Below are 13,079 nucleotides of genomic sequence, written 5' to 3' on the forward strand. Positions count from 1 at the left end.
CTCTTCGCGGGCTTGCCCGCGAAGAGGCCAGTGCAGGTTTAGCAATCAGTCGTACATCGCCTTCTTCTTCCAGGTCTCTTCCTCGTCGGTCTTGAGCCCGTCGGTCAGTTCGTTGTGCTCGTCCTCCGCCGGCGCCATGCGGTCCATCACCTGGGCGTTAGCCCGTGCCAGCAGTTTCTCCAAGTAGGTCAGCTGCTCTTCATACACCTTCGGCTCTGGCTGCTTGCGCAAATACTGCACACCCCGCTCGAAGGCGAGGCGTGCCTGGCCCGGCTGGGCTTTCTGCAAGGCCTGCTGGCCAAGGTTGTTGAAGAACTCGATGTGCAACAGCACCAGAATATGACGGATCTCCTTGACCCACTGCTTGGCCTCGTTGGCAGGCAGGAAGCCCTCCTGTGCGGCGCGGGCCACCTGCGTGTGCAGCGCTTCGAGCAGAAAACGTACGTCTTTGGCCTTGGCCTCGGTCTGGATCGGGTTGGGCGGGTTGTTCACCGGGATCTTTTCGCCCAGGGCGATCAGGCCCTCCAGCTCGGCGATGCGCGCTTTGAGTTCGGCATTGTGCTTGTCCACCGTCAGCTGGCGCTGGTTGAGGTTCAGCTCCAGGCGGGCCAGCAGCAGCTTGAGGGCCGGGGTCATGAACTGGCCGGGGAAGGTCTCGGTGATTTCGCCGCAGCGGCGCAAGCGGTCGGCCAGCTCGATCTTCAACCGTGCGCGTTCCAGCTTGCTGTTCTCGACCACATTGTTGAGGTAGCCGATCACGATCAGCAACGCGATACCCGCCACGATGAGCAGAGTGATCAGAAGTGGTGTCACCGTTAATGCCTCATGAATAGGTTTGCATTATTGAGTGTAGGTGCGAGCTTGCTCGGAAGAGGCCCTGACAGGCATTCTCTTTTCTATCGGCAAACTATGCCATGGCTGGATGCTGGCACATTAATGCTGACTTGACGCCAGAAAATCAACGCCAAACCCCTGCGGGCTGCCTGAAACAGCGCTCGGCACACCCGGAAGTCATTGATTTAAATAAATTTCTACAAAGGGGTTGACGCACCTTCGAAGCATCCATAGAATGCGCGCCACTTGCAGCGTAAAGCACAAAGCGAAACGCGGCAGGGAGTGAAAGCAGCATGTAAATGCTTGCAGCGTGTCCCCTTCGTCTAGTGGCCTAGGACACCGCCCTTTCACGGCGGTAACAGGGGTTCGAGTCCCCTAGGGGACGCCATATTGCGGGAATAGCTCAGTTGGTAGAGCACGACCTTGCCAAGGTCGGGGTCGCGAGTTCGAGTCTCGTTTCCCGCTCCAGTTTCTCCGGCAACGCTTAACGGCGGGGCAGGAAAAGAAAGCCCAGGTTGAATCGTGAGGTTCAATATCTGGCGCACTGAAAAGTGTTGTGTGTCCCCTTCGTCTAGTGGCCTAGGACACCGCCCTTTCACGGCGGTAACAGGGGTTCGAGTCCCCTAGGGGACGCCATTTGCGGGAATAGCTCAGTTGGTAGAGCACGACCTTGCCAAGGTCGGGGTCGCGAGTTCGAGTCTCGTTTCCCGCTCCAGTTTAAATACTGTGGCGTCTATGCGGTGCAGTGGTGGTGAAGGTCGTCAAGGCGCTTCACGCCGATTAGCGGTAAAAGCTTCACAATGCGGGAATAGCTCAGTTGGTAGAGCACGACCTTGCCAAGGTCGGGGTCGCGAGTTCGAGTCTCGTTTCCCGCTCCATTTATTGATTTGCAGAGGCGTTATTGTTCTGTGGATCATTGAAAATAGACGCTTAGGCGTCTTTTTTCGTTGCATTTAAGTATTCAGTTACAAAAACGCCACTCAATCGAGTGGCGTTTTTTTTTCCAAATAATGCTCAACGTTCGGAGTCCACCAACGTCGCGTCCACGAACGGAAAGACCCTCCAACTTTCCTTATCGTCGAAGCTTACGCGTACGTGGATCCGAAACTGATAAAGTGGCGCAAGCTTCTCGAGGCTGGCTTTGTCCAGTGAGCCCAGTGTAATGGTCGTATCCTCGCTTGGCACTTCCATCTCAGTGGCGATCGGCAGTATCACTGCATTCTCCACGTTGCCGCGCTCCACGCCTTCGATCCAGGCACTGATGTACTGCGAGGTGGCGATGTGTGACCAAGTGCCGATTGTGAAGGTGGCGGGGCCGCCGCTGAGGGTATCCAACACCAACAACCCATCTTGGATCTGGTCTGACTGCGTGCGGGGCAGGCCGGTAATCCATTGCACGGCGGTGCGGTGGATCTGCGACGGTTTCTCGCCCTCGACTTGGACGTGGTAGTAGACCTCGACGACCTTGTTCATATGCGGTGCAATGAAGGCCTTGGGGATTGTATATTCTCTGGAACCTGGAGAGACTGGCGTGTCAGTTTCATAGGCAAAGGCAGTGCCAGGAGCCCCCCAATACACACGGGTTTTGGCCCCTTCGATTACTGCTGAAGCCGGTATGAGGACTGTTGCGCCATTGCTCGCATCGACAGGTTTGAGTTCGCTGGAAAACGCGTTTCCAGAGGCTTCCTTGATGCTGGGCGGCGTCCGGGCAGCAACCGGAGTACCCTCAAAATTCAGTGCCACGCTCATCGAACGCTGAAGCGCCGTGCCGGCGCGGTCCTGAACTTCGTACCGAGGGAAATGCATCCCGTTGCCGGATTGGCGTATGAAATCAGCCGGAAAGCTCACCTCCAGCGGCTTTCCCAAGTCGACCGTTTTTAGTTCACGACGGCCGACCAACTCATTGCCAGCGGGGTCTTGGCTCCAGTACCACATCACCACATCGCCGACCGCAGCACCGATATAAGGCAGTGTTTCGCCTTCGAAACCTGGTGGAATATCTTCAGCGCGAGGCCGTGGCAATGCCCCTATGAGCTGTTGGTCGTTGTTCTGGAAGTAGGCATCAGTGAGTGTGTTCCTGACCACAGCCGGGTTGAAACTGAACAGGGGCGTCTGGCCTAGCGAGGGTGGTGTCGTGTCGATGTTGATGATCAGTTCTTTGGACGGGGTAAGATCGCCGTTGAATAGCGTGACTTCATAGTGGTACTTGTAACGACCATCGCGCAAATAGCGGGTGGGAACTTCAACGAACAGGTCGTTTTCCGCAATCGGGGCAGTCCACGTCTTAGAAGCGACTGGGACCCGCATGGCGGTCCTGGCACTGGCCAGGTCATACAAGACTTCCATGTACAGCGTCAGCGTTTCAGGGTCTTCCTCAGAAGGGTCTGAGAACAGCCATTTGGGGAACTCCACGCGCAGTGGCTTGTAGGTGGCAGCGAACGGTAGTTGATTGCTTGGCGCATCGTCCACGTCCATGAGCAGGGCGGGAATGATGGGGGGTAAATAGAACACCATGTCATTACGCGTACTGCTGCTTTTCGAGCGCTTAGCCGGGGTTGATCGTTTGCCGCTGGGCGAGGTGTTTGAAGTGGCCATTGACGGTTCTCCATGGACAAAAAGGGGAGGGTCGCCGACGACCCTCCCCATGAACAAAAATCACCAGTTGTAACGCACCCCGAGATTCACGCCCCAGGGCTGTTCGAGCTTCTCGCCGTTGCTGTAGTCGAAGTCGGCGTGAGCCTGCCATTTGTCGGCCCAGGCCACCGCAACCCCGACACCCACTTCACCGCGCGAGCCTGAAAGGTTGTTGTTGAAATGGTTGCCGTTGACCTTGACCGCATTGTCGTTGGCAAATTCATGCACCCATGCCATCCGCACATAAGGTTGAACCATGCGTGCGTCGTCGACGTTGTAGGTGCGCCCGACAGTAGTCCCGAGCTTGGCCAGCACTGACTGGGTGTTGCCGCCCTCGGCGCGCATGCCATTGTCCAGGTCGTAGTCTTTCCCTTCGATGACCAGTGCTGACAACTGGGCGAAGGGTTCAACGAAGTAGCCTTGGTCAAATTTCAGATGACGGCCGCCCTCCAGGGAAACACCGACGCCATGGTTGTTGTAGTTGCCTTTGGTTTTCTGGCCGTCGCTGAGGCGTACATCGGAGCTGTTTTCGTAGCGGTTGACCCGTGCCGCAGCATCGAAGTAGTAACCGTTTTGCGGGTCGAGCCAGGTGGTGTATGCACCCAGGTGATAGCTGTCGACATTGGCCGATGTGCCCCGGTCAAGGTTCAGTTCGGAGCTGCTGTAGCCTGCAGTCACACCGGCCAGCCAGTTGCCGTCGCCGATCGGCAGTGGCGTATCGGCACCGAACGAAAAGCCCTGCTGGGCTTGTTGGTAGGCCACACCGGATGCTGCCGAAACGTTGTACTTGTTGGCGAACGTACGTATCCATCCTCCAGCTTTGCCGCTGTTCTGGCGCACTTCGCCCATGCGGCTACGCAGGCTGCCGAGCTCGCCGTACCAGACGGTGGGTGCGCTGTTGAACAGGGCCAGTACCGAGCCTGCAGCAGGGCTTACCTTGCGGGTGGTCAGGTCGAGGTACCAGTCCGTGTTTTCCTTGCTCACCAGGTCATAGGAGAATGTGCCCAAGTCTACCGGGCCGCCCTCCAAGGCAAAGCGGGCATCGCCGTTGGCGGCATGGACCACGTGCAAGCTGCTTTCGGCCACGGGGTCCGTGCCACTGCTGTCGATGCGCAGCGTGTGCTCGCCGGTGGCGCTACCGGTGATGGTGAGCAGGTCCGCTTGGCCGGTGGCAAAGTTACCTTCCATGATGAAGGTGCCGTTGCCGGACAGATTGTCTACTGAAAGCGTATGGAAGTCGCCGGGGTTGCCGAAACGGACGCTACCGCCCGCCATCGCCAGGTTGGCGAGCGTGCTGTCGCCGACGGTAACCCACTGCGCGCCGCTGTCCACTGCCAGCCGCTCTACATTGTCGAGGCGGCCTGTGAGGGTGGCGGAATGTTCGAGCGTTACGCTGGCATTGCCTCCTTGCGCCACGCGCACGTCACCCACCAGGTGCGTGTTGCTGTCACTGACGCGCAAGGTTGCCGTGGCACTGTCGGCAACTTCCAGCAGCACACCATTGCTGGCGCGGAGCTCGGCGCCATTGCGCACCTCGACCTGTGCCGAGGTGGGGCGCCCGGCGCCGCGGCCAACCACTACCGCTGAGCCGTCGCGGCCCTCGACCAGGCTGTTGTCGAGTACCAGCGTGGCAACGCCGCCTGCCGCGCCGGGGGCTTCGCGCATGCGTACGCCGTTTTGTCCACCGCTGACGCTGCTGTCTTTGGCCACCAGTGTGCCGTTGAAGAATTCTGCGCCAACGCTGTTCGCGTCAAGCCCGCGCAGCTCGCTGCGCTCAAGTTCTATTCGACTGTCGTTAATCACGGCGCCGCGGTTGCCACCGTGAAGGATGCTATCCGTGGCCTGGATCAGGGAGCCACGGCCAGCGCTATCTACGGTCGCAGTCACAGCGCGGCCTGCGGCCGTGACCGTGGTGCGGTTCAGGGACGCATTGGCGCCCACCAGTGCTACGCCGATCGCGCCCCTGCTGCCTGGATCGACCTGGGCGTCGTTGAGCACCAACGACGCGCCGGATTCGACATCGACATAGAGCAACGTGGCGTCATTGCCGGTCAGCGTAGCGCCGTTCATGACCCGGTAATTGTCCAGAGGCGCCCCAGGGCTGATAACAGTGTCCTTGGTCACGTTGGTCTGTGCCAGCGCCGGTGTGCCAAGCAGCAAGAGCGGGCCGGCGAGCAAGGTAGGCGCGAAGCGAAGCAGCAGGTTGGGCTGGGGCGTTGAGCGATTGGTCATTGAGAGCACCCTGTATTGAAAGTGAGGTCACACACGTGATCCTGAAGGACTCCAACAGTCGATGGATCGGTAGGGTGCCGAGCGTAAATTCCTTGTTTCCGCGAAGATGTAGGAAAACCCCTACATCTCTAAGCGAAAAATCCCACGTTGAATGGCAGGGGAGTAGCTGGCCGTACCCTGTGGGTACGGCCTCGCTAACTACGGCTTGCGTAGGGGCGGCAGTGGGCAAGAACTGGAACCGGATGCCAGGCTGAGCCGTTGCACCGCCCAATCGGACGTGATCGAGTCGTCTTCCTTGGCGTAGCGGAAGCGCGCCCGAGCCCTGATGGATACCGAAGGGTTGAATGTCGGGAGCAAGCGCTCTGCATAAGGTTCGATGTGCCAGGTGAAACCACCGATGTTATCGGGGTCCAGTGTGATGGTTTTGCTTTCGGCGGCGCCGGGCACAGGCCTGGAACCATCGTTGTCACTGCTACCAATCCAGGGTTCCCAGTGCATGGTCACACGATCACCGACCTTCAGATCGTTGCTTAGATCTGGAATCTTCACCCTAAGTGACAATGGCGCGCCTGGATTGGCCGGGTCTGCCAAAGAGCCGCAGTTCAGCCAATTGTTCTCGATGCCCTCATAGCCGGGCAGCGGCAGGATGAGTTCAATGGCATCCACATTCACCGATTGCGGTACGGAATACTGTTCATTCAGGGCAGCGATGTCGGCACGTACGGTGTAGTAAACCTTGACGTCAGGTTTATTGCCGGCCTGCAGGATGTACTTCCAGGGGATATCGATCGAAATGGGATCAGGGTCGTTGGTATCGACCTCGTATTCTTTCTCGCTGACCCGCACGTCATCCCAGTAAAAGTCCACATACTGCCCGCTCAGGATGTTCTGGTAGTGGGCAAATGTCAGGGTGGCATCCTGCTCTTTGTCAGCGCGTGTCAGGACGTTGTCGGTGTTAGATACCTTCCCGCGAATGGTCGGTGCCACGAGCTGATCGTTGACGGGGTTAGGCCATCTGTCGTCGGGGTCGGGGCGCTCAGGCCCGACCACGCTGAAATCGACCTCGACGGCCACCGACAAGGGGGCAGCAGGGAAAGGCACCTCGCCGCGCAATACCTGATAACTGACCGTCGTCGTCAGCGGGCCTGCAGCGGTACCGAACTCACGGCGCAGTACCGGGTTAGGGACATGTACGGTTATTTTATCTTTAACCCCCACGGTCTCCGGGGCCAGCACGGAGTTACCCCAGCGGACCACAACGCGATCATTCTCGCGCGCGTGCTCGTATCGATCGATCTCCACGGTAACGCCTTGGATCGCGTCCTTCAGGTCGATAAGGTTATCGCGTTGAGCCAGGGGCACTGTGGGAAGTTTGAGGTTATCGGGCAAATCACCCAATACCACATTCAGCGTAATAGGAAGGGACAGTCGACTTTTATTACCAGCCCTGTCCCAAAGGTAATAGGCCACATGGTATTTGCCGTCCCCATTGTACGTGAAGTGGTGAGCTGGAATCACCACGGACCTGTCAGTAGGTACAATACCCTTGTCGACAGGGTTGTCGAAATCGTCGCCTTCTTCTGGCCAGCGGTCGAGGAAATACAGTTCGTAGGTATCGCCCTCGCCGGCGTGGGGGTCGACAGGGAGGGTGCCTTGCACGCCGGCACCCAGGTTCGAATCATCAATGACCAGCGCGGTAAACAATACGCCCTCGGGCTGAGCGTCCCTTCCCCACGGCGGCAGGCTGTCGCAAATAAGTGAGCGAGGAGTGGAAAAAGTAGGTTGACCCACAAAGTTGATATGACGGTAACGGACGTGAACGGTGCCGTTTGCAGGAAGTTCGTTCTGAGGGATGTGCATGGGGTAGGGGAAGATCGAACCGTCGGTAGGCCCGTTGAATGTTTCGAAGGCGACATCTTGATAGCCGGACTCGGTGTCTCCCGTTTTGGAAAGTTGCAGGTATACATACTCTGTATCGCCATCTTCAGGTAACAACTGCCAACTGGGAATGGTGACCTCAAGGTCGCTGTCCAATGCTTTGCGTGCCAACGTGCCGTCGGGGTGAACCATGTCTTTTACCTCCACAGGCTGCAGAGGCTGGTTGGTGTTTTTACGTGTTGCGTATTCATCAAGGCGTGATTGCCTGGCTTGTTCGCGTGCAGTGCGGTAATCAAGGCGAACTTGTTCGGCGGTGTTGCGTGGGTTGGATGAAGCGAGTGGTGTGCTCATGGTTTTGCTCCATTCGACTGGCGGGTGGATGCGTGGGCAGATACGTGCGTGGCGTACTCAATGTCGTTGAAGATAGTTTTAATGTCGTATAGATGATGTTGCGTTTGAAATTAGCTGGGCATCGAATAGTCGATGAGAGCGGCTTGCCAGTTCCTCACCAAACTCTGGGATGGCTATGGGGAGTCTTATTTGTGGTATTATTCTTTCCGAGAAGCTAGCATATTCGGCCGCTTCGACGGAGTAGCTACCTATCCGAGTTCCAAGGACTCTGTTGAACCCATACCGCATGAATTTTGGCATGCCCATCCCTATTCTGTTCGCATGGTGGCTTAGCCATTTTGGTGAATGTTGGGCCAGTGCCTTAAACCCTTGTCCCATACCCTGTCTAGCCGCATTAATTGCCCCTGGTAGATAGGTCGCAGCCGCTGCAATCCCTGTCCAGAGCGCAATGTCACCCGCTAGTTGATTATTAGGATCCGCCAAGCTAATACCCCCGGCGACCGTTGAAGCGGTCGCAAGTGAGGCGGCAGTGACCTTGAGTAATGCCGCCGCAGCAAATGCCGCGGGTGTGGCTGCGCCGGCGGTAGCCACCACGGCTACCGCCACGGTAACAGCCGTGATCACAACGCCGATGCCGTAAGCGATCCAGAGCCCGATCGTTCTCCACGTCGTCGACCCGTCGCCCACCGTCCCGTTGTTTGGGTCGTCTTCATAGACTTCGCGCAACCGACCGCTCCATCCGATAGCAGACGCCCCGGTCGGGTCGCGGAAGTTGACGGGGTTGCCTTGGCAATAGGCGTAATAGTTCAATCCGCCATCGCCGAACGGGCTTTGAACATCTGGGCTATGGAAGCGCATCAGTGCTGGGTTGTAGGCACGATAACCATTGCCGAGCAGATACCAGCCACTGTCAGCGTCCACTACCTCGCCGTTGTACCCCAGCCCTGCGCGAAGCGGTTCGGTGAGGTTCACAGGCTGAGCACCGTACGCCGTGTAGGCCGCGTAACGATGGTCACCTGCCAGGCTTTCGGCGATGACGCTGTGGCTGGCGTTCGTCTGTAACAACAGCGGCGCCTTGCCGTCATTGCTCTGCTGCGCCAACGGCCAGTCGCCAAGGTGGCAGTACAGGCTGTTCAGGCTGCCACGCACGGCAAGGCGTAGGCGGTCGCCGTCGAACAACAGCATGGTCTCTTCACCGCTGGCATCCTGCTTGCCCTGCAGGTGCCCGAAACCGTCGTAGCGGTAGCGGGTGGCATCGACCGAGAGCAGCTTGTTGCGGCTGTCATACGTCAGCGTGCGCCCGCGTTCGTCACTGATCAGGTTGCCATTGGTATCGTAGCGCAGCACCGAGTTGCCGGTGGGGCGTGCCGGGGTGTACTCGATGCGTCGCAGTTGGCAGGGGTCGTTGGCGGCGTAGACGTACCTTGCGCGTTCCTGGCGTGAACCATCCGCATATTGAGTGACAGTCGTGCTGACGTTGTCATAAGCATCCATCACGAACGTCTGCGATTTGATCGGTCGCCCCAGGGCATCACGTGGCAATTGCGTGCCTTCGCATTTATGAGTGGTAAGGCGGCTTCGCCTGTCATAGACGAAGGTTTCCCTGAGCAAGACCTGGTTGTTTTCGGTCAGCTCGCGGCAGGTCAGCAAGTCGTCTTCGCCCCACTTCTGTACCTGGAGACGGTCCGGTCGGCCGGCCTGTCGCCAGGTTCTTCGGCACTCTCGGTCTCGGTGGTCATAGGTGAGTTCAGTCACCAACTCTGCGGACGTGACGGTATCAAGGGTGGTGATGCGCGACAGCCGAGCGAGCTTGTTATACGCGTGGTCGGCCTTCACTGTCCCTTGTACCGTAGTGGCCAGTCGACCATAACAATCGTAACTGTGCCGAGTGGTGATGCCATTGGCTTCAATGCTTTGCAGCAGCCGGTCGTCGAGGGAACTGAGGTATTTTCGCGACTTGGTCGTTGCGTCTTGCGGGTTGACCCAGCGCTCTTCAACGATCTGATTGGCGATGTTGTAGTCGTAACTGCGACCACTCTCAGCATTATCAGCGGTTGTAATACGGGCACTCACCGGGTTGAAGGCAAAAACGTTTTCCTCATCCTCAGCGACGCTGGAGGTCGGCTCTGTGGTAAGCGCCAGGTTGTAGTCATAGAGGACCCTGGCGCCTGCCGCCGTTTTGTGCTCGCGGGGTTGCGATTCGCCGCCACGGTAGTAGAAGTACTCGGTTCGCGGACCGGTTCGGCTGAGGCCCAACCGATCAAGGCCATCGAACCAGCGCTCGCCAATCTGACAGGGGGGAAGGTTAGCATTGTCAGGGACGACGGTGATGCCGGTGGGCAGGTCTGCTTCGGTATGAGGGGCGTAGTCGCGTTCGACGCGGGTGCCATCCGCCAACTGGGTGCTGATCATCCTTCCCCAGCCGTCATAGCTGTAATCGGTAGCATACAACCGCTCATCGAGCTCACTTACACATCGGCCCAGGCCATCGTACGCGTAAGTTCGGGTCACGCACTGCACACCCGATGCGTCAAGGCGGAGGGTGCGCTGGGGTTTTTCGAACAGGTTCTGCCAGACCTGTTCCCAGTCACGGATGATCTTGTCCGCTCCTTTACCCACCTGCCGCCAGCGTGTCACGATCGGGCCACCCGGATGCTCGCGGCTACCGAGGGGGCTGGTGACTTCGTAAACACGCACGGCATCTGATCCGATCGCTGTTGCGTCCACCCCTTCAGGGCCGATGACGCAGCATTGCTGGCCCCACTCGTCATACTCGAAGTATTGGGTCAGGTCGCGGCCTCCTTGCGCGTGGAGCCAGTCCGAGCGCGTTTCTGATGCGCGTTGGCCGAGCGCGTCGTAACGTAGAGTATGGGTGGTGTGAAAGCGTTGTGGGTAACCCTCGTATACGTTGTCGCGACGCTCTTCCACGACCCTGGCGAGGCCATCGACCAAGGTCACGGTCTTTACCTTGCGCGCGTTGGTCAACGTCTGGGAGGTGTGTTTGTCAGTTGAGTTGGCGAAGGTATAGGCATACTCGCGCACGGCTTCGAAGGCAGTGCCGGGTGCCACGGTTTCCTTGGTTACCCTCAGCAGTGGGTCGTACTCGTAGCAGGTGTCTAAGCCGTTTTCGTTGCGTACCAGCAGGGGTTTGCCATGCTGCAATGAGCGTTGGTCCAGGGTGCTGCGACGGGTGCCGTCATAGCCGATCAGTACCTGCTCCGTCTGCAGGACGGGTCGGCCTGCGTCGGGTCCATCGACCTGGGTGAAGTGCCACTGCGTGACGGTTTCCAAGCCATTGCACACTTTGACCTGCATGTAACGGCGGCCATGCAGCAGCAGATCACCGGCTGAATTTGCATAGTAGTAACGGGCCTGCGAAAGAACCTGTTCGGTGTCGGTTTGTTCGGTCAGGGTCTCACTATGCACGGCATGCCACTGCTGTTTGTGCCAGGCGTGGTCCGGATTGGTTTCGTCGTGTTCGGGATCGTTCAAGCGCGGCAGGGTGAGGTAGCGATAACGCTCGTATTGCACCCTTGCTGGCGTGTCCCCCAGCGCGGGCGCAGGCGTGGTGGTTTTTTGCTTGAGGTGACGGACAAAGCCTTCTGGGTCAGCCGGGCAGCCTTCTTCACCCGCGGCGGAATACCATTCGAAACGTTCGATCACCCCATTGGCGAGTTTTTTTGTGCGTATGTTTCCGTGGTTATCGTATGTCGTTTCGATGTACTCGCTGCGGGGCGGGCAAGTATTGTCGAGAAGGCGCCAGCGACGTTGCTCCTTGGTAATGAGCTGGCAGGTGGCGGGCTGCTGATCGAATGGCTTGTCGTCAATAGAGGCGTATTCATTGAGCACCTCAGCCACCGAATTGCCTTGGGTGGTGATTTCTGCAGTCTGCAGATGAAATCGATTGAAGCGGCGCTCGACCGTGCGAACAACATTGCCGTTGACCCTGGCCTGTTCCTGCGAGCGATACTCGTACGGACCGACGTACTTGTAGAGGTTGTCTCGGCCTGAATCGTCCCAGCCGATGTTGGTGCCGCTGCCGATGAAACTGTGGTTACGAAACACGCCGCCTGCGTCCATGAAGCCGTAGGTGTAAGTGACTTCCATGGGCGGCTGGCCGAAGCGTGGTTCGATGCGGTGACGGGTCACCCGCGGTAAGTTTTGGCGGATATTGCCTGGGAACGGATGACCGCCATCTTCGTATGACAGGTATTCTCTAGCGCCGGTGGGCGTATGAACGGTATCCAGGCAGAGAATGCCGAGCACGTTTCGATACCTGAATTGCCACGTGGCGGGTTCATCACCCGGCAGCGTGATTTGGCTGACCCAATTCTCGATGCCCTCCAACACCATGGTGTAACGCAAGCGCGATGTGGCCGTACCCTTGGTAAAAGGCAAGTAGTCGAATGTCACCTGGCCGCCCGATCGTTCAACTTTCAACAAGGGTTCCTGGCCACTGTCCTTTATGGTGTTGACGACATAGTCATCGCCTTGGAAATGTGTGTAGGTCAAATACAACTTGCGGCCATTCGGTGAGTGAATCTCCACCGGAAGTGCAGTGCTTTTTCCATGCACCTGAAGGATCTCGACCACGCCCGAACGGTGCATCACTCGAAACCGCGTGACCTTGTCCAGGCTGTCTTTGCCCTCTTTATAGACATTGAAGCTGGTCAACTTTTGTTCTCTCACGCCCAGGCGTTGCCCCGAACTACTGTCTGTCAATTGGAAGGACTCACCGGTGCTCAGGGACAACATCTGATTCTGGGTCGAATACTGTGACAGGTTTAAGTTCCACCCTTTTCCGTAGCCAGAGTCCGCCTGGTTTAAAGGGTTGAAGTCAAGGTTCAAGGTAAGCGATGGCTCACATTGGCGGTTGCCGAGCAGTGCGGGAAGTTCGACCGACAACGTGTACTGCCCCGTGCGCGGATCTACCCCATTTTTCATGAAACTTAGAAAGTTCATCGCGTTGGAATGCAGTGACAGATTGGTCGACATTTTGAAGTAACCCCCGTGTGCATGAGAGGGAAGGCGCTAGCACCTTCCTGTCGGTGCAGAGTCGATTGCTGCTGATCACGCTATCTGTTTGAGCGGTACGGGTCACCTGGCATTTTTACTAGTATTCAACGCTGGACCTTGGCGCTAATACTTCC

The 13,079-nt window shown here is 57.9% G+C and carries 5 protein-coding genes and 5 tRNA genes; 5 read left to right on the plus strand and 5 right to left on the minus strand.

Annotated elements, in window-relative coordinates; translation table 11 throughout:
• Positions 1-45 precede the first annotated feature (45 nt).
• Complete coding sequence (locus HU764_RS05520; RefSeq protein WP_186679551.1) at positions 46-813, minus strand: hypothetical protein; 768 nt, start codon at positions 811-813, stop codon at positions 46-48.
• Between the two features lie 333 nt (positions 814-1,146).
• Here HU764_RS05520 and HU764_RS05525 point away from each other — a divergent pair.
• The 5 genes from HU764_RS05525 to HU764_RS05545 all read left to right on the plus strand — a co-directional run bounded on the left by HU764_RS05525 (position 1,147) and on the right by HU764_RS05545 (position 1,712).
• Positions 1,147-1,222 (plus strand) — tRNA-Glu (locus HU764_RS05525).
• Between the two features lie 4 nt (positions 1,223-1,226).
• A tRNA-Gly gene (locus HU764_RS05530) sits at positions 1,227-1,302 on the plus strand.
• 92 nt (positions 1,303-1,394) lie between these two features.
• Positions 1,395-1,470, plus strand: a tRNA-Glu gene (locus HU764_RS05535).
• A gap of 3 nt (positions 1,471-1,473) precedes the next feature.
• Positions 1,474-1,549, plus strand: a tRNA-Gly gene (locus tag HU764_RS05540).
• Between the two features lie 87 nt (positions 1,550-1,636).
• Positions 1,637-1,712 (plus strand) — tRNA-Gly (locus HU764_RS05545).
• Positions 1,713-1,848: 136 nt separating this feature from the next.
• Here the strand turns inward: HU764_RS05545 and HU764_RS05550 are convergent.
• From HU764_RS05550 to HU764_RS05565, 4 genes are all read right to left on the minus strand, one after another.
• Complete coding sequence (locus HU764_RS05550; RefSeq protein WP_186703674.1) at positions 1,849-3,429, minus strand: hypothetical protein; 1,581 nt, start codon at positions 3,427-3,429, stop codon at positions 1,849-1,851.
• A gap of 60 nt (positions 3,430-3,489) precedes the next feature.
• Positions 3,490-5,700 (minus strand): autotransporter outer membrane beta-barrel domain-containing protein, encoded by a 2,211-nt coding sequence (locus tag HU764_RS05555; RefSeq protein WP_186703675.1) that lies wholly within the window; start codon positions 5,698-5,700, stop codon positions 3,490-3,492.
• A 198-nt stretch (positions 5,701-5,898) separates the two neighbouring features.
• A complete protein-coding gene (locus tag HU764_RS05560) occupies positions 5,899-7,929 on the minus strand; it encodes a hypothetical protein (RefSeq protein WP_186679557.1) in 2,031 nt (676 codons plus the stop codon).
• Positions 7,930-8,007: 78 nt separating this feature from the next.
• On the minus strand, positions 8,008-12,924 hold the full coding sequence (locus HU764_RS05565) for an RHS repeat-associated core domain-containing protein (protein ID WP_186703676.1): 4,917 nt from the start codon (positions 12,922-12,924) through the stop codon (positions 8,008-8,010).
• Positions 12,925-13,079 lie beyond the last annotated feature (155 nt).

Origin of the sequence: Pseudomonas kermanshahensis (genome assembly GCF_014269205.2) — a bacterium.
GTDB classification, from domain to species: domain Bacteria; phylum Pseudomonadota; class Gammaproteobacteria; order Pseudomonadales; family Pseudomonadaceae; genus Aquipseudomonas; species Aquipseudomonas kermanshahensis.